The sequence below is a fragment of the Acetobacter estunensis genome, assembly GCF_011516945.1.
GTDB classification, from domain to species: domain Bacteria; phylum Pseudomonadota; class Alphaproteobacteria; order Acetobacterales; family Acetobacteraceae; genus Acetobacter; species Acetobacter estunensis.
In genome coordinates this window covers 1-16,297 of sequence record NZ_WOTH01000001.1, presented here as the reverse complement: position 1 = coordinate 16,297, position 16,297 = coordinate 1, and the positions used below count along the sequence as shown (strand labels likewise).

Annotated in this window: 14 protein-coding genes and 1 pseudogene; 14 read left to right on the top strand and 1 reads right to left on the bottom strand. The window is 58.4% G+C overall.

Translation table 11 applies throughout. From position 1 onward, the window contains the following. The first annotated feature begins 26 nt into the window (after positions 1 to 26). Positions 27 to 944, top strand: coding sequence for a LysR family transcriptional regulator (locus GOB87_RS00075; protein WP_166312513.1), 918 nt, complete (start codon positions 27 to 29; stop codon positions 942 to 944). A gap of 101 nt (positions 945 to 1,045) precedes the next feature. On the opposite strand, the pseudogene GOB87_RS00070 reads toward GOB87_RS00075, so the two are convergent. Then, positions 1,046 to 1,487, bottom strand: a pseudogene (locus tag GOB87_RS00070) (IS5 family transposase); the annotation flags it as partial. Positions 1,488 to 1,807: 320 nt separating this feature from the next. Here GOB87_RS00070 and GOB87_RS00065 point away from each other — a divergent pair. The 13 genes from GOB87_RS00065 to GOB87_RS00005 are packed head-to-tail and all read left to right on the top strand — an operon-like array spanning position 1,808 to position 16,135. Further along, positions 1,808 to 2,233 (top strand): NADH-quinone oxidoreductase subunit A, encoded by a 426-nt coding sequence (locus GOB87_RS00065; protein ID WP_166312512.1) that lies wholly within the window; start codon positions 1,808 to 1,810, stop codon positions 2,231 to 2,233. Continuing rightward, the gene (locus GOB87_RS00060; RefSeq protein ID WP_166312511.1) at positions 2,230 to 2,865 is read left to right on the top strand and encodes a NuoB/complex I 20 kDa subunit family protein; all 636 of its coding nucleotides are present in this window, start codon (positions 2,230 to 2,232) and stop codon (positions 2,863 to 2,865) included. The genes GOB87_RS00065 and GOB87_RS00060 overlap by 4 nt, the downstream gene beginning before the upstream one ends. A 5-nt stretch (positions 2,866 to 2,870) precedes the next feature. After that, positions 2,871 to 4,631, top strand: a complete 1,761-nt coding sequence (nuoC, locus tag GOB87_RS00055) for an NADH-quinone oxidoreductase subunit C/D (protein ID WP_166312510.1) — start codon at positions 2,871 to 2,873, stop codon at positions 4,629 to 4,631. Next, positions 4,618 to 5,109 carry an NADH-quinone oxidoreductase subunit NuoE gene (nuoE, locus tag GOB87_RS00050; RefSeq protein ID WP_166312509.1) on the top strand — a complete coding sequence of 164 codons (492 nt, stop codon included), beginning with the start codon at positions 4,618 to 4,620 and terminating at the stop codon, positions 5,107 to 5,109. Before nuoC ends, nuoE begins: the two co-directional genes overlap by 14 nt. Beyond that, on the top strand, positions 5,106 to 6,410 hold the full coding sequence (gene nuoF, locus GOB87_RS00045; protein WP_166312508.1) for an NADH-quinone oxidoreductase subunit NuoF: 1,305 nt from the start codon (positions 5,106 to 5,108) through the stop codon (positions 6,408 to 6,410). The genes nuoE and nuoF overlap by 4 nt, the downstream gene beginning before the upstream one ends. Continuing rightward, positions 6,407 to 9,142 (top strand): NADH-quinone oxidoreductase subunit NuoG, encoded by a 2,736-nt coding sequence (gene nuoG, locus GOB87_RS00040; RefSeq protein WP_166312507.1) that lies wholly within the window; start codon positions 6,407 to 6,409, stop codon positions 9,140 to 9,142. Before nuoF ends, nuoG begins: the two co-directional genes overlap by 4 nt. Further along, the gene (nuoH, locus tag GOB87_RS00035) at positions 9,139 to 10,095 is read left to right on the top strand and encodes an NADH-quinone oxidoreductase subunit NuoH (RefSeq protein WP_166312506.1); all 957 of its coding nucleotides are present in this window, start codon (positions 9,139 to 9,141) and stop codon (positions 10,093 to 10,095) included. Before nuoG ends, nuoH begins: the two co-directional genes overlap by 4 nt. Positions 10,096 to 10,120: 25 nt before the next feature. Next, positions 10,121 to 10,633 carry an NADH-quinone oxidoreductase subunit NuoI gene (gene nuoI, locus GOB87_RS00030; protein ID WP_166312505.1) on the top strand — a complete coding sequence of 171 codons (513 nt, stop codon included), beginning with the start codon at positions 10,121 to 10,123 and terminating at the stop codon, positions 10,631 to 10,633. A 5-nt stretch (positions 10,634 to 10,638) separates the two neighbouring features. Next, positions 10,639 to 11,139: an NADH-quinone oxidoreductase subunit J gene (gene nuoJ / locus GOB87_RS00025; RefSeq protein ID WP_166312504.1), complete on the top strand. Its 501-nt coding sequence runs from the start codon at positions 10,639 to 10,641 to the stop codon at positions 11,137 to 11,139. A 1-nt stretch (position 11,140) separates the two neighbouring features. Next, the gene (gene nuoK / locus GOB87_RS00020) at positions 11,141 to 11,452 is read left to right on the top strand and encodes an NADH-quinone oxidoreductase subunit NuoK (protein WP_166312503.1); all 312 of its coding nucleotides are present in this window, start codon (positions 11,141 to 11,143) and stop codon (positions 11,450 to 11,452) included. Positions 11,453 to 11,457: 5 nt separating this feature from the next. Further along, entirely contained in the window at positions 11,458 to 13,425 is a 1,968-nt protein-coding gene (nuoL, locus tag GOB87_RS00015; protein WP_166312502.1) for an NADH-quinone oxidoreductase subunit L, read from the top strand. Then, positions 13,422 to 14,933 carry a complex I subunit 4 family protein gene (locus tag GOB87_RS00010; RefSeq protein ID WP_166312501.1) on the top strand — a complete coding sequence of 504 codons (1,512 nt, stop codon included), beginning with the start codon at positions 13,422 to 13,424 and terminating at the stop codon, positions 14,931 to 14,933. The genes nuoL and GOB87_RS00010 overlap by 4 nt, the downstream gene beginning before the upstream one ends. Then, entirely contained in the window at positions 14,930 to 16,135 is a 1,206-nt protein-coding gene (locus GOB87_RS00005) for an NADH-quinone oxidoreductase subunit N (RefSeq protein WP_242006061.1), read from the top strand. The genes GOB87_RS00010 and GOB87_RS00005 overlap by 4 nt, the downstream gene beginning before the upstream one ends. Positions 16,136 to 16,297 lie beyond the last annotated feature (162 nt).

Genomic DNA, 16,297 nt, shown 5'->3' with positions numbered 1-16,297 from the left:
CCGCCATCCACGAGGAGTTGCCCAGAGTGAAGTTCTCCCTGCGACAGATCGAATATTTCGTCGCCACAGCCGAGAGCGGGTCCATCGTGCAGGCGTCACGCCAGATTCCCATCTCCCAACCCGCGATCTCGGCCGCGATTGCCCATCTGGAAAACGTGTTTGGCGTCTCGCTTTTCATCCGCCATCACGCGCAGGGGCTCTCCCTCACCCCGGAAGGCCGCATGGTGTTACAGGAAGCCCGCACGCTTCTCCTCCATGCACAGGAACTTGGCGGATCACTCAACGGTATGTTGGGACGTGTTCAGGGAGAAGTCGCCGTCGGCTGCATGACCACGCTCTTTCCCTTGTTGGCGCCCGATCTGATTCAAAGTTTTTCGGCCACTCACCCCGACGCCCGTTTGCGTGTCATTGCCGGACATCACGAGGAACTGACAGAGAAACTTCGTGACGGAGAAGTCTCGGTCATGATCGGCTACAACATGCCAATGCCACAGGCGATCAGCTTTCAGCCGCTCTCCGCTTTACCGCCTTACGTGTTCACTTCTGTCGATCATCCCCTCGCAACAACGGGACGTGTCCGGTTGGAAGACCTTGTGGACGAGCCTTTTCTTCTGCTCGATCTCCCCTTCTCACGCGATTACTTTCTTCAGCTCTTTTCGTCCGCCGGCATTGCTCCGCGCATCGCAGGACATTATCCAAGTATGGATGTCATCCGCAGTCTGGCCGCGCGAGGAGTGGGGTTCGGACTGGGCAATGCCAGACCGCGCAATCAGAACGCCCTTGATGGTAAACCGCTGGCATATCTGGGTCTGGAAGATGAATGCGCGCCGCTAGTCTATGGGCTTTTCACCGTAACCGGACAGCGCCTTCCACTACGGGTCTCGGCGTTTCTCGAAATGTGCATCGGAAATCTCTCCAATCGAAACCTACCGGGCACGATCTAATTTGGTCCATATGGTTTCAATTATGATAACTTTACTTGCGATCACAACTTGAAAATATGAAAGAATAAGCCTCCTTCATCGGCCTCTATCATTTGATCGATAGAGGCCTGTCCTGCAGTCAGATACAGGCGGACAGGCCGTCCCTGGTCATCACACACAGCATGAAGCTTTGAGTTCAGGCCGTCTTTTGTGCGTCCGATACGGCTGGAAAAAGCCCTTTTTTGAGTACGGACGCCGATGTCCGGTGCGCCTTCAGATGTGTCGCATCAATCATCAGAGGCTTCGAACGACCGGCCTGTTCTGCCAAGGCGACAAAGATCTGATCGAACACACCCAGGCGGCTCCACCGGATAAAGCGATTGTATAAGCTCTTGGGCGGACCACACGATTTCGGGGCATCTTTCCACTGAAGCCCATTGCAGATCACATAGATGATCCCGCTCAGAACCCGCCGATCATCCACGCGCGGTACTCCGTGAGCCAGAGGGAAAACGGTCTGATCCGTTCCATCTGGCGCTCAGACCGCAAAAACACGTCACTCACAGCCTCGCCTCCATCGGTAAGTCTGTGAATCACAACGCAATACCCAGTTCAATGAATTAACAGGTCCTGAGCCTGGATCAGGCCCCCGTAACAAACCACATCGTCACAAAAAAATTCGCATACCCATACCGCAACTTTCTTTTTAGAGCTGCGTATAAGCGACTGGCGGCATATTCCGGCATTCCATACATCCAGCCGGAATATGAAGAAGGTGCCTACATACCTTCTTCATGAAGCAGCGGCCGATTATCGCCCATCAGGGCTAACAACCCTACACAAAACATCTCCGTTCAGAACAAATAGAAACGGAATTACCAGTTATGGAAAATGTTTCCAATATATGGTCAATTTTCACCTATGTTGTTGTCATAGGAATAGTAATGACCTGCATGATGGGACTATCCGCCATAACCGGCACCCGACGAAGCGGCAGAGCCATGGGGCGCTCCATGTCCATGCCTTTTGAGTCCGGCATCGTACCCACGGGATCGGCGCACTTGCGGCTGCCTGTACAGTATTATTTGGTAGCCATGTTCTTTGTCATTTTTGATGTCGAAACAGCCATTCTCCTGACATGGGCAACCGTTGTGACCGAAACAGGATGGATTGGTTATGGCGCGGTGCTCGCCTTCATTGTCTTACTCGCGATTTCTCTTGCCTATCTGTGGCGAGCCGGAGCACTGGACTGGGGGCCGCAGGTTCGCCTGCACGCTGTAACGGCCCCACGAAAGGACCGTGCGACATGAACTGGTCCCTTTCTTCTTCCGGTACGCCCAGAGACGTACAACCCTCGCCCAGTTTCAGTGAAACCCTCCGCCGTAACCTGATCATGGGCCGGTTACAGGATTTTGTAGCGTGGGGACAGAAAAATTCGATCTGGCCGCTGAATTTCGGCCTGTCATGCTGTTACGTGGAAATGGCAACAGCGTTCACCAGCCGCTTCGACATCGCCCGCTTCGGGTCGGAAGTCCTGCGCGCCACACCACGCGAAGCGGACCTGATCGTCATCTCCGGCACCGTGTTCGTCAAAATGGCTCCGGTTATCCAGCATCTTTACAATCAGATGCTCGAGCCACGCTGGGTGATCTCCATGGGGTCGTGTGCCAATTCCGGCGGCATGTATGACATTTACAGTGTCGTGCAGGGCGTGGACAGTTTCCTGCCCGTGGATGTGTATGTGCCCGGCTGCCCCCCACGTCCCGAAGCGCTGCTGGAGGGACTCCTGCTATTACAAAAATCCATTGGCACACAACGCAGGCCCTTAAGCTGGATGGTGGGGTCGCAAGGCGCAGAACCTGTGACACCACCCAGCCTGCGCGATGCAAAGCGCGACCAGCGTCGGGCCGTGCGCGACCTGCGCACGCCTGACGGGATCTGACGCCCATGACGACGCTCCTTTCTCCCGTCCGCGAACAGAGTCTTGCGGAACGAATTTCGGAGCGTCTTCCCAACGGTCTTCTGGCCACACAGACTGGATGCGACGGTGTCTCCATCCTCTGGATCGCGGCGACCGATCTGCGCCCCACCTTTGCCGCACTGAAGGCTGCTGCATCCCTCATGCTGCTGGACCTGACGGCCATAGATGAACGCGAACGCACCCACCGCGACGGGCAGCCAGAATCGGCCTTCACGGTTGTTTATCACCTGATGTCGCTAGCCACCCGTACGGATGAGGTGCGGATCAAGGTGCCTCTTGGCGCAGCAGCCCCCACCCTGCCCAGTATCTGTGATCTGTGGCCCAACGCCAACTGGTATGAGCGCGAGGTCTGGGATCTGTTCGGCATCCATTTCCAGAACCATCCTTCCCTGCGCCGTATCCTGACTCCGCCCACATGGACCGGGCATCCCCTGCGCAAGGACCACCACGCCCGCGCCACGGAAATGCCGCCCTACAGCCTGACGGAAGACCACGAAGCGCAGGAGCAGGACGCCCTGCGCTTCGACCCTTCCGCATGGGGCATGCGGCGACACAGTGACCACAGCGACTTCATGTTTCTCAATCTCGGCCCAAATCACCCCAGCGTACACGGCGTTTTCCGCATCGTGCTGCAACTCGAAGGAGAGCGGATTGTCGATGCCGTGCCCGATATCGGTTTTCACCATCGGGGCGCGGAAAAGATGGGGGAGCGCCAGTCATGGCACACCTACATCCCCTACACCGACCGGGTGGATTACCTCGGCGGCGTCATGAACAATTTCCCCTATGTGATGGCCGTCGAAACACTCGCCGGAATTACCGTACCGCCACGAGCGCAGATGATCCGCGTCATGCTGGCGGAACTATTTCGCATTGCCAGTCACCTCGTCTTCTACGGCACCATGGCGCAGGACGTCGGGCAACTTTCTCCGGTGTTCTACATGTTTACCGACCGCGAGCGCGTGTTCGGGATTATCGAAGCGATCTGCGGCTTTCGCATGCACCCTGCATGGTTCCGCATTGGCGGAGTAACCATGGACCTACCCAATGGATGGGAAGGACTGATTCGCGACTTTCTCCATGACCTGCCCCAGCGGCTGGATGAATACGATGCGATGGTCATGCGCAACCCCATCTTCCGCGCCCGGACGAAAGGCATTGGCGCCTACACCACCGCAGAGGCCATTGAATGGGGCGTTACCGGGCCGGGATTGCGCGCCACGGGGCTGGAATGGGACTACCGCAAACACGCACCCTATGCCTGTTACGACCAACTCGAATTCGACATTCCCACTGGTGCCAACGGCGACTGTTATGACCGGATTGCCGTGCATGTGGAGGAAATACGCCAGAGCCTGCGCATCATCCGCCAGTGCGTGGACAACATGCCCGCAGGCCCGGTCAAGGCCGACCATCCACTGACAACCCCACCGCCCAAGGCGCGGACGATGCACAACATCGAAACCCTGATCCATCACTTTCTCAGCGTAAGCTGGGGGCCGGTCATTCCGCCGGGGGAAGCACGGGCCAGCATCGAAGCCACGAAAGGCGTGAACACCTACACCCTCATCAGCGACGGCGGCACGACGTGCTACCGCACGCGCATCCGCACACCGTCCTTCGCCCACCTGCAAATGCTTCCGCTGCTCAGTCGCGGCATCATGGTCGCGGACCTGATCGCGATCCTGGGCAGCATCGATTTCGTGATGGCCGATGCCGATCGCTGATCTCTCGCTTCCAGCGCCCCTGCGCACGGAAATCCTTGCCCTTGCGGCGCAGGAACTGCACCCGCGCGGCGCGAGTGTCGCGGCCCTGCGGCTGGTGCAGGCCCGTTTTGGCTGGATCAGCACGGCGCATCTGCGCGAAGTGGCCAATCTGCTGGGCATGTCGGCGGATGATCTCGATGGTGTCGCGACCTATTTCAACCTGCTGTTCCGCAGGCCGGTCGGGCGACATGTCATCATGCTGTGCGACAGCGTTTCATGCTGGATCATGGGACGTGAACCGCTCTGCGCCCACCTGTGCCGAAAACTGGGCATCAGGCCCGGAGAAACCACGGCGGACAACACCATTACGCTGCTCCCCACGGTCTGTATCGGGCACTGCGATCACGCCCCGGCCATGCTGGTTGACGCCACGCTGCATGGGGATGTGACCACGGAAAGTCTCGATCACCTGATCGATACGCTGAGGAACACGCCATGACGGCCGCCTCCGAACGCCCCCTGACCGCCATGATCGACCCTGCCATGGGTCCGCCGGACTGCGCGACATACGAACGCGCTGGGGGCTGGCAGGCCGCACGTCTGGCACTCGGAAGCCTTACCCCGGCTGAGATCATTGACAGGGTGACACGCTCAAAGCTGCGCGGGCGTGGAGGCGCAGGCTTCGGAACAGGGCAAAAATGGAACTTTGTGCCCAAGGAACCTGCCTCTGAACGCCGCAAATACCTGATCGCCAACGCCGATGAGATGGAGCCAGGCACTTTCAAGGACCGCTGGCTGCTGGAAGGCAATCCTCTCCAACTGGTCGAAGGTATGATCCTTGCCGCCTATGCCGTGCAGGCGGCGCATGGCATCGTGTTCCTGCGCGGGGAATATCAGGAAGCCTGCGTCCGCCTGCACCGTGCGATCGGTGAGGCACGGCAGCAGGGATGGCTGGGCGAGAATATTCTCGGCTCAGGCTTCAGTTTTGACATCCACGTACATTCCAGTGCCGGGCGCTACATATGCGGCGAGGAAACCGCCCTTCTGACCGCGCTGGAAGGCCGTCGCGCCACGCCACGCAGCAAGCCGCCCTTTCCGCAGACCGGTGGCCTGTGGGGCGCGCCCAGCGTGGTGAACAATGTCGAGACACTGTGCAATCTGCCCCATATCATCGTCAACGGACCGGAATGGTTCGCTGGCCTCGGGCTTGGAGAGGATGGCGGCACCAAGATCTATGGTGTCAGCGGGCGCGTGGCAAAGCCGGGCGCATGGGAACTGCCGATCGGCACGCCGCTGCGTCAGATCATTGAAGACCACGCAGGCGGCATGCGCTCCGGCTACCAGTTGCGCGCCCTGCTGCCCGGCGGAGCGTCCACCGCCTTTATCGACACGACGGCCCTCGATGTCGCCATGGATTACGGATCGGTGGAAAAGGCGGGCAGCAGGCTTGGCACCGGCATGGCCATCATTCTGGATGATCGCACCTGCCCCATCGGCATGATCCGCAACCTTGAACATTTCTTCGCACAGGAATCCTGCGGCTGGTGCACGCCCTGTCGGGATGGACTGCCATGGGTGGAGCGCCTGCTGGACGCGATTGAGGACGGAACAGGGCAGGATGAAGACATGGAGCAGCTTGACCGCCATGCCCGCATGCTGGGCGCTCCGGGCCGGACCTTCTGCGCCCATGCGCCGGGAGCGATGGCGCCTCTGGCCAGTGGGCTGAAGCTTTTTGCCGCCGATTTCACCGCCCACATCCAGCAGGGCCGTTGCCCGCACCACGCTGGAGCAGGACCATGACCACCATTCGCATCGATGGGCGGGATTGGCCGACCCGCAGCGACATCAACCTGCTTCAGGCCTGTCTGGAAGCAGGCGCGAACCTGCCCTATTTCTGCTGGCATCCCGAACTCGGCTCCGTCGGGGCGTGCCGACAGTGCGCCATCAAACAGTTCAGCGGGCCGGAGGACAGGAAGGGCCGCATCGTGATGGCCTGCATGACCCCTGTCAGCGAGAACGCCATCATTTCCATCGACGATCCGGAAGCCCGCGACTTTCGGGCTAGCGTCATCGAATGGATGATGGTCAATCATCCCTATGACTGCCCCGTCTGCGAGGAAGGAGGCGAATGCCACCTGCAGGACATGACGGTCATGACCGGGCACAACACCCGCCGTTACCGGTTTACGAAACGGACCCATCGCAATCAGGATCTTGGGCCGTTCGTAAAACATGAAATGAACCGCTGCATCGCCTGCTATCGCTGCGTGCGGTTCTACCGTGATTACGCAGGCGGCGATGATCTGGCGGCTTTCGCGTCGCATGACAATGTCTATTTCGGTCGCGCCGAAGACGGCACGCTGCAAAACGCGTTCAGTGGCAATTTGGTGGAAATCTGCCCGACCGGCGTGTTTACCGACAAACCCTTTTCTGCCGTGTACACTCGCAAATGGGACATGCGGGGTGCGCCCTCGGTGTGCGTACATTGTGCGGTGGGTTGCAACACCATCGTCAATGCCCGCGAGGAAACCCTCCGTCGCGTCCTCAACCGCTATAATACGGACATCAACCGCTATGTGTTGTGCGACCGGGGCCGGTTCGGCCATGGTTTTGTGAATGCGCCGACACGGATACGCACGCCGCTACGCATCATTGACGGGCAGCAGGTGCCCGTACCCACGGCGGATGCTCTCACGGCCTTCGCCCATATGGCGACGAAAGGGCGGGTTGTGGGCATAGCCTCTTCCCGCGCGGCCTTGGAGACCTGTTTCAGCCTGTGGGCGCTGGTAGGGGCAAAGCATTTTTCCACCGGCCAGACACGGCAGGAACAAGAATGCGCGGAACTGGCGCATGCGCTGCTCACCCGGCATCCCGGCGCTCTTCCTACTCTGCATGAAATGGAAAGCGCCGATGCCGTGCTGGTGCTGGGCGAAGACGTCTGCGCCACAGCTCCCCGGCTGGGCCTGTCGTTGCACCAGTCGGTGCGTCAGGCCTCCTTCCATACGGCGGACAACGCCAAGGTGCCTCGGTGGATGGATGCAGCGGTCCGTACACTAGGAAGCGAATGCCCTTCCACCCTGCATATCCTGACACCTGCGCCGACCGATCTCGACAGTGTGGCTGCGGAAACCTTTCACGCAGCCCCAGATGATATCGCACGGCTTGGCTTTGCCATCGCTCACGAAATTGATCCCTCCGCCCCACCCGTCACGGATCTAACGCCGGATGATGCCGCACGCGTCGCACGCTTGGCGCAGACGCTTATGGCCGCCCGAAAGCCGCTGATCGTATCCGGCATGCAATACGGCTCCCGCGCACTGATGCAGGCCACTTCCAGTATCGCTGCGGCCCTTGCGCGCACCACGCCAGCCGCGGGCCTGTCACTGGTTCTGCCGGAATGCAACAGCATGGGACTGGCCATGATGGGCGGACTGTCGCTGGAAACGGTGATGGAACAGGCGCGAGCGGGCGAGATTTTCACCCTGATCGTCGTAGAAAATGATCTGACGCGTCATCTCGATCCGGCGGATGTGGCAGACCTTGTGGCAACCGTCCCCAACATCGTCGTGATCGACCATACGATGACACCGCTGTGTCAGCACGCCAGTCTTGTCCTGCCCATTGCGGCCTTCAGCGAATGCAACGGTACACTGGTCAATCAGGAAGGCAGGGCACAACGCTTTTTTCAGGCGGTCTTTCCCCCTGCCCCCATACAGGCTGGCTGGCGGTGGATACAGACACTGGCCCGCGGTCTTGACCCCTCCACGCTCCCTGTAACGGGCTTGATCGGCTGGGGAAGTCTCGATGCGGTTCTCGCCGCTCTGGCAACGGCATTTCCCGGTCTTGCCCCGGCAGCCATGGCCGCACCGGGAGGGGATTACCGTATCAATGGTGAGAAATTGCGCAGCCAGACCTATCGCGCCAGCGGGCGGACCGTCATCCGTTCCTTTGTCAGTGTGCGCGACCAACCACCACCCGCCAGTCCGGACACACCATTCAGCAGTTCAATGGAAGGGGCTTATGAACCGGATATGCCCGGCGCGCTGGTTTCCTTCTATCAGACGCCTGCATGGAATTCGGTACAGGCGCTCAACCGGTTCCAGTTCGAAATCGGAGGTCCCCTGCGTGGCGGTCCATCCGGCATCTGTCTGTTATCTCCTGCGGAAAATAAAAACACGCAAGCGCGTCCCTACACTTACACCACGGACATTCCGCCTCCCTATGTTCCGCAGGCGAATGTCGTTTTGGTATTACCCGATACGCGTCTGTTCGGCAGCGAGGAACTGAGTATGTTCTCGCCCCCCATCATGGAGCGATCAAGTGCGCCAACCCTGGGACTGCCCGCCAACACGGCTACCTCAGATCGCATGATGCTGCATCTGGAAGACGGACCACACGTCCTGCCCGTGAAACCCGTGCCCGGTCTCCCTGCGGACACTGCCCTCTGTCCCGCGCACATGGTCGCACGCGCATTCCGCTTTCCCCGCATGGCCCGGCTTGAGGATTTTCCCGGTGAAGGAGAACGGACATGACGTCTTCAGCGCTCCTCACCATCATTCTTATGCCATTTCTCCTCCTTGCCCTTGCGACAGTGTTGACATGGGTCGAACGGCGGCTACTGGGATTATGGCAGGACCGGTATGGCCCCAACCGCGTAGGGCCGGGTGGCCTATTTCAGGCGGTGGCAGATGGAATCAAGATTCTGTTCAAGCAGGACTGGATTCCTCCCTTCGCTGATAAGGGTGTTTTCATCCTTGCACCGGCTATCGGCATGATGACGGTGTTGCTGTCCTTTGCTGTCATTCCATTCACAATGGGCATAGGCATTGCAAGCAACCTGAATGTCGGGCTTTTGTTCATCCTCGGCATGATGGGACTGGGCGTCTATGCGGTAGTGCTGGCCGGGTGGTCGTCCAACAGCAAGTTCGCACTGCTGGGTGGCATGCGGGCCGCCGCCCAGATGATCAGCTACGAAGTCTTCATGGGACTTTCCCTCTTGGGCGTGGTCATGATGGCCGGATCATTCAGCCTACACGACATCGTGACGGCGCAGGCGGGGTTGTGGTTCATCATCCCGCAATGTCTCGGCTTTGCCGTGTTCCTGCTGGCAGGCATTGCGGAAACACACCGTCTTCCCTTTGATCTTCCCGAAGGAGAGAACGAACTAGGCGCAGGTTTTCACACCGAATATTCAGGCATGAAATTCGGCATGTTCTTCATTGCCGAATATGCCGGGATCGTTCTGATCTCAAGCCTTGTGACCACGCTCTATCTTGGCGGCTGGCGCGGCCCGCTGCTGCCCCCTGCCGTATGGTTCCTGCTCAAGACCGGCAGCATGGTGGCGTTTTTCATTCTGTTGCGCGCAAGTCTGCCCCGCCCGCGTTATGACCAGTTGATGGCATTGGGCTGGAAAGTCCTGCTGCCGCTCTCGCTTTTAAATGTCATGGTGACCGGAACTCTTCTTATGCTGCGTGCGTCTTTGTGACACGCCCGATGCAAAGGCATCCCCCATGTTCAATACATTGCGCACCCTGCTCCTGACGGCGCTGCATGCTTTCCACCGGCGCGCTACCGTGCAGTATCCCGAACAGCAGCCCTACCTGCCGCCGCGGTATCGTGGGCGGATCATCCTGTCGCGCGATCCCGATGGGATGGAACGGTGCGTGGCGTGCAACCTATGTGCTGTCGCCTGTCCGGTGGACTGCATCAGTCTCCAGAAAACCGAGACCGATGGCCGCTGGTATCCAGAATATTTCCGGATCAATTTTTCCCGTTGCATTTTCTGCGGCTTTTGTGAGGAAGCCTGTCCAACCTATGCCATACAACTGACGCCCGATTTTGAAATGGGCGAATATGCGCGCCCCAACCTGGTTTATGAAAAGGAAGATCTTCTGATAAGCGGGACAGGGAAATATCCCGATTACAGCTTCTATAATGTCGCGGGCATCCCCATTCCCGGCAAGGCGCGAGGCGCGTCCGAACGCGAACGCCCGCCTGTCGATCTCCACTCCCTGCTGCCGTAACCATCATGCACGCCCTGGCCCTCCTTGCTGCCAGTGTGACCGTCATCGGGGCCACCATGGTCATTACCCGGAAAGTCGCCGTGCATGCGGTGCTGTATCTGGTCGCGACAATGCTGGGGCTGGCGGCATTACTTGTGATGCTGGGAGGCTCCTTCGCGGCGATGCTGGAGATCATCATCTATGCCGGCGCAATCATGGTGCTGTTCGTCTTCGTCATCATGATGCTCAATCTGGGGCAACCGGACAGCGCGCGCGAAAAGGAATGGCTGCGCCCGCACGTGTGGCTGGGACCGGGGGTTCTGGCCGCCATTATATGTGCGGAACTTCTTTATTGTATCGTGCCTCTTTCCGACTCCGTGCCCTCCGTTGTCCCAATAACGGCACATGATGTCGGACTGAGCCTGTTTGGCCGCTACGTGCTGATGGTCGAACTGGCATCATTCCTGCTTCTGGCGGGTTTGGTCGCGGCCTTTCACATCGGACGCAACCGCGTGGAGGATCGCTGACATGCCGGTCTTTTCCTTCAACGATACCTTGCTTCTGGCCACCGTCCTGTTTTCCGTCGGACTGGCGGGCGTTCTGGTCCGGCGCAACATGATCTTCATGCTGATGTCACTGGACATCATGCTCAATGCGGCCGCCCTCGTCTTCGTGGGCGCTGGCGCGCGCTGGCATGATGCGGCGGGACAGGTGATGTTTCTGCTAATCCTCGCCCTCGCTGCCGTGGAAACGGCGGTGGGGCTGGCCATCATCCTGTGCCTGCACGCTAGGGGACGCCCCACGCTGGATGCCGATACCGGCAACCTTCTGCAAGGATAAGGGCCATGGGTGAAATTCTACTTCCCCTCCTCATCCTTTCACCGCTTGCAGCTTCCGAGATCCTGTTTATCTCCGCCGGGCGCATAAGTGCACGTGCTGTCGGAACGGTTGCCTGCGCAGGTGTGGGGCTATCCGCCGTCATCAGCATTGTGCTGTCCGTCCTGCTTCTGTCCGGTCCAGCGACAGGACTATTGCAGGCAACGCTATGGCCATGGATGCATATCGCGGGATTTTCAGCCGATATCGCGTTCATGCTGGACCGGATTTCCATGGTCATGATCCTTGTCGTCACGATCGTGGGGCTGCTGATTCATATCTATGCCGCAAGCTATATGCGCGACGATCCGGGGGTTGCCCGCTTTTTTGGCTGCATGACGCTGTTCGTGGCCTCCATGCTGGTGCTGGTGCTGGCGTCCGATCTGCTCTGCCTGTTTATCGGATGGGAAGGCGTGGGACTGTGCTCCTACCTGCTCATCGGGTTCTGGTACGATAACCCTGTCAATACTGCCGCTGCACGCAAGGCCTTTTACATGACCCGCATGGGAGATACGGCCTTTCTGTGCGGGCTGCTGCTATTGGCTACGGCGGTAGGTTCCCTGCATATCGATACCGTGCTGGCGGCGGTGACAAACGGGCAGATAGCCCCCTCCGCCCTAAACATGGCAGCCCTTTTCATCCTCATAGGGGCTCTCGCCAAATCGGCGCAGATCCCATTCCAGACATGGCTGCCGGATGCCATGGCCGGACCCACACCAACCTCTGCCCTGATCCACGCGGCGACCATGGTCACGGCAGGCGTCTACCTGATTGCGCGCCTGCATGACCTTTTTGCCCAAGCGGCCCCCGTCATGGCGCTTACGGCCGTGCTCGGAGCGCTGACCATTCTTATGGGAGCCTGCACGGCGCTGGTGCAGTCCGATCTCAAGCGTATCCTTGCCTGGTCCACCATCAGCCAGCTTGGCTACATGTTTCTCGCCCTTGGATGCGGCGTGTGGCAGGCGGCGCTATTTCATCTGATGACCCATGCCTTCTTCAAGGCACTGCTTTTCCTGACCGCAGGGGCCATTATCGTCCGTACCCATCATGAACAGGATATTTTCCGTCTAGGCGGCCTCCGCCACACCATGCCGGGACTGACCGCCGCCTTTGTCACGGGTGCATCTGCACTGGCCGGTCTGCCGCTGGTCACGGCCGGGTTCTATAGCAAGGAAATGATCCTGTCGGGCGTATGGCCCGCCCATTTCCGCCTGACGCATGAGTTGACCCTGAACGGACATTTCCTGTGGGGGATGGCCCTGCTGGGAGCCTTCCTGACCGCGCTTTATATTTTCCGCTGCGTATTCATCGTTTTTTTCGGAAAATCTGGAACCACAACGAGGGGCCAGACGTCACGCCTGATGACCATTCCCCTTGGCTGTCTGTGCGTTCTGTCCCTTTGCGGAGGCATCATTGAAATGCCCACGACATTTCCTCCCCTTCATCTGTTCAGCGCCCTTCTTGATCCTGCGGCATCCCACTCACACGCGGATGAACCCGGCTGGCTTGTGCTGGCGGGCGCGGTCGTTCCTCTTGCCGGACTTGCCGTCGCATGGGTGCTGTGGGGACGCCCTTCACCCGTCATGCGCGAGATGCCGGGACAGGCGGTCGTCATCCGCTTTGCCCGCACCGGCGAGGGCATCGACATGCTGTATGACCGTCTGTTCGTACAGCCCTTTCGTTTCCTGACGTGGCTGACGCGGCATGACATTCTTGATTACATCATAACCGGAACAGGGCGGCTGACACGGACAGCCAGCACCTCGGTTCTCAGGGCGCGAACGGATTTTCTGGGCACGCTGACCCTATGGGGAACCAGTGGCATCAGAGAGACGGATCGCCTGCTGGGCCAGATACAGAATGGCCGCGTGCGCTGGTATGCGGCATGGATTGCCGGTGGGCTGAGCGCGGGTCTCGCCATGGCAATGCTGTCATGAATCCCCTTCCCGCTCTCGTGCTGCTGCCCTTCATCGGCGGCGGACTGGCATGGCTGGCTGAACGTATCCAGCCCGCACCCTCGTCCCCTTCTCGCAATGCGTCATGGTGGGCGATGCTGGCGACCCTGATTGTGGAAACGCTGCTGCTTGCATGGATCACATTCAGTCATCCGACCAGCCATACGGGACCATGGCTGGAGCATTTTTCCATGCCTTGGGTCCCCACCATGGGGATCGCGATCAGGCTGGACATGGACGGCCTTTCGCTCTCACTGATCTGGCTTTCGCTGATCCTCTGCTTTTTGTGCGCCTGTCTTGCAACCCGTCAGGCTACGGTCAAGGCGGGGACTTTCCACTTCCTTTTCCTTACAACTCTTACCGGTATTATCGGAACATTTCTGGCCACCGATCTCTTCCTGTTCTTCTTTTTCTGGGAACTGATGTTGGTGCCAATGTTCGTGCTCATTGCCGTATGGGGACATGAGGACAGGCAGCGTGCTGCCCTGAAGTTCTTCATGTTTACGCAGGGCAGCGGGCTGCTCATGCTATTGTCCATCCTCGGGCTGGTCATTACGCACGACCGGGAAACCGGTGTGCTGACATTCGATTACTTCACACTGGCACAGACACATCTTTCCCCCACCCTGTCCATGCTGCTCATGCTGGGCTTTTTCATCGCCTTTGCCGTCAAGTTGCCGATCGTGCCGGCCCATGTCTGGCTGCCCAACGCCCACACGCAGGCGCCCACGGCGGCCAGCGTACTTCTGGCAGGCATCCTTCTCAAAACCGGCGGATATGGCATGATCCGTTTCAATGTCATGCTATTTCCCGATGCAGCCATGTATTTCGCACCCGTCGCCATGGGGCTGGGTGTTGTCGGGGTTCTGTATGGGGCGTGGCTGTCCTGTGCGCAGGAGGATATCAAGCGTCTGATCGCCTATAGCAGTATCAGCCATATGGGCTTCGTGGTGCTTGGCATCTTTACCGGCTCACGCATGGGGATGCAGGGGGCGATCATCCAGATGCTTGCCCATGGGTTGAGCGCAGGCTCACTTTTCCTCATTGCGGGTGCTATTCAAGACCGACTGCATACACGTGACATGCACCGTATCGGTGGATTGTGGACGGCCATGCCACGCCTGTCCGCCACGGGACTATTTTTTGCCGTAGCATCGCTCGGAATGCCGGGACTGGGTAATTTCGCGGGCGAATTCCTCGTGCTACTGGCGACATGGCAAGTCAGTCCCATCATTGCGACAGTGACGACCGTGGGACTCGTTCTGGCCGCCATCTATGCGCTGCGAATGGTCAATCGTGTCTTTCTGGCAGCTCGTCGGGAGGGCCAACCCCCGCTGAAGGATCTGTCCGTCCCGCAGATGGCGGCTTTCGCCTGTGCCATGATTTTTCTGATCGTGCTGGGCCTGCATCCACAACCTTTCATGACGTTTTCCGCTCCATCTCCCCTGTCCGTCATGACGACGAACAGTCTGGGAGGTCATGTGCCATGATCGGACACGATGTTTTCCTACCAACACCTTTGCCGGTGCTCTGCGTAGGGATCACGGTCATGCTTGCTGCTACAGCGTGGCGACGTTCGGTGAACCGCAGCTTTCTGACTGGCATGGTAACACTGCTGCTGGCTCTTATGTTTGTAGAGCACCATACGGGCACAGCGTGGAGTAATGGGGACAGTTTGTTCATTCAGGATCAATGGGCAAACTATACTGCCATACTCATCATGTTTTCCAGCATCTGTATTCTTCTCATGTCGTGGCGGAATGGCGCGCACGACAGAACCACGCCGCAGTTGGATGAATATCCTCTGTTATGCATGCTGGGTACGCTTGGCGCGCTGACCATGGTCTTCAGCGCAAATTACATGCCGTTTTTCTTAGGTCTGGAAATACTTGGCGTCTCTCTCATGGGACTTGTGACCTTCCGGCACGAGTCCGCCATACAGGCTTATGAAGCGGCAATGAAATACCTGATCCTATCAGGGGTATCTTCCGCCATTCTTCTGTTTGGTGTTGGTCTGTCCTATGGTGTTACGGGATCGCTACGATTCATGCCACCCATCACAACCGGGGATATTTTTCCAGTATTGCCGATTGCCGCCACGGTCATGATTCTTGTCGGCATTTTCTTTAAACTTTCCATGGTTCCCTTCCATATGTGGTTACCGGACGTGATGGAAGGCGCGTCCATTCCTGTGGCGGCGTTTTTGGCTGTGGTTTCAAAAATCGCGATATTTTCCTCATTTGTTCGGTATTTCGGGACGGGAGAGCAGCCTCTCTTCTTCAACGACATCCTATATGTCGTCATAATCCTGACCATTATGGGAGGCAACTTGCTTGCATTACGTCAAACCAGTCTCACTCGTCTTATGGCATGTTCATCCATTGCGCATGTGGGGTATCTTTTAATTGCCTTTCTTTGCCCCGGCCGTCTGCAATCAGGCGCCATAACCATTTATCTTCTGGCCTACACCACCAGTACATTAGGCGTATTTGCAACCATGACCGCCTTTGCTAGCCCTGATGGACCGGATGGCACGGTTATCGCGCAATGGAAGGGACTGTTTTTCACCCGTCCGTTCCTGGCTTCGGCCATGTCGTTCATGCTACTTTCGCTTGCGGGCATTCCACCCAGCATCGGATTTTTTGCAAAATTCGACGCGGAAATCTCACAGAAGGGTTGTACATCGGGTTAGATTATGAAAAAGTCTGTTTTGTAGAAAAGAAATTTCCATAATCATCAAGAAAACCCGATGCAGACAGAGTGTAGCGCAGGCGCGTATGAGTTTCCAGCCTCCTGTGGACGGCGTGTTGTGGCCCGTTTTGACGGGGGTCGCATGAGTTCGGATGGGGGCGTC

Coding starts and splice junctions, on each gene's coding strand:
- GOB87_RS00065 (WP_166312512.1), top strand. CDS start 1,808: ATGGAAAATGTTTCCAATATATGGTCAATTTTCACCTATGTTGTTGTC.
- GOB87_RS00060 (WP_166312511.1), top strand. CDS start 2,230: ATGAACTGGTCCCTTTCTTCTTCCGGTACGCCCAGAGACGTACAACCC.
- nuoC (WP_166312510.1), top strand. CDS start 2,871: ATGACGACGCTCCTTTCTCCCGTCCGCGAACAGAGTCTTGCGGAACGA.
- nuoE (WP_166312509.1), top strand. CDS start 4,618: ATGCCGATCGCTGATCTCTCGCTTCCAGCGCCCCTGCGCACGGAAATC.
- nuoF (WP_166312508.1), top strand. CDS start 5,106: ATGACGGCCGCCTCCGAACGCCCCCTGACCGCCATGATCGACCCTGCC.
- nuoG (WP_166312507.1), top strand. CDS start 6,407: ATGACCACCATTCGCATCGATGGGCGGGATTGGCCGACCCGCAGCGAC.
- nuoH (WP_166312506.1), top strand. CDS start 9,139: ATGACGTCTTCAGCGCTCCTCACCATCATTCTTATGCCATTTCTCCTC.
- nuoI (WP_166312505.1), top strand. CDS start 10,121: ATGTTCAATACATTGCGCACCCTGCTCCTGACGGCGCTGCATGCTTTC.
- nuoJ (WP_166312504.1), top strand. CDS start 10,639: ATGCACGCCCTGGCCCTCCTTGCTGCCAGTGTGACCGTCATCGGGGCC.
- nuoK (WP_166312503.1), top strand. CDS start 11,141: ATGCCGGTCTTTTCCTTCAACGATACCTTGCTTCTGGCCACCGTCCTG.
- nuoL (WP_166312502.1), top strand. CDS start 11,458: ATGGGTGAAATTCTACTTCCCCTCCTCATCCTTTCACCGCTTGCAGCT.
- GOB87_RS00010 (WP_166312501.1), top strand. CDS start 13,422: ATGAATCCCCTTCCCGCTCTCGTGCTGCTGCCCTTCATCGGCGGCGGA.
- GOB87_RS00005 (WP_242006061.1), top strand. CDS start 14,930: ATGATCGGACACGATGTTTTCCTACCAACACCTTTGCCGGTGCTCTGC.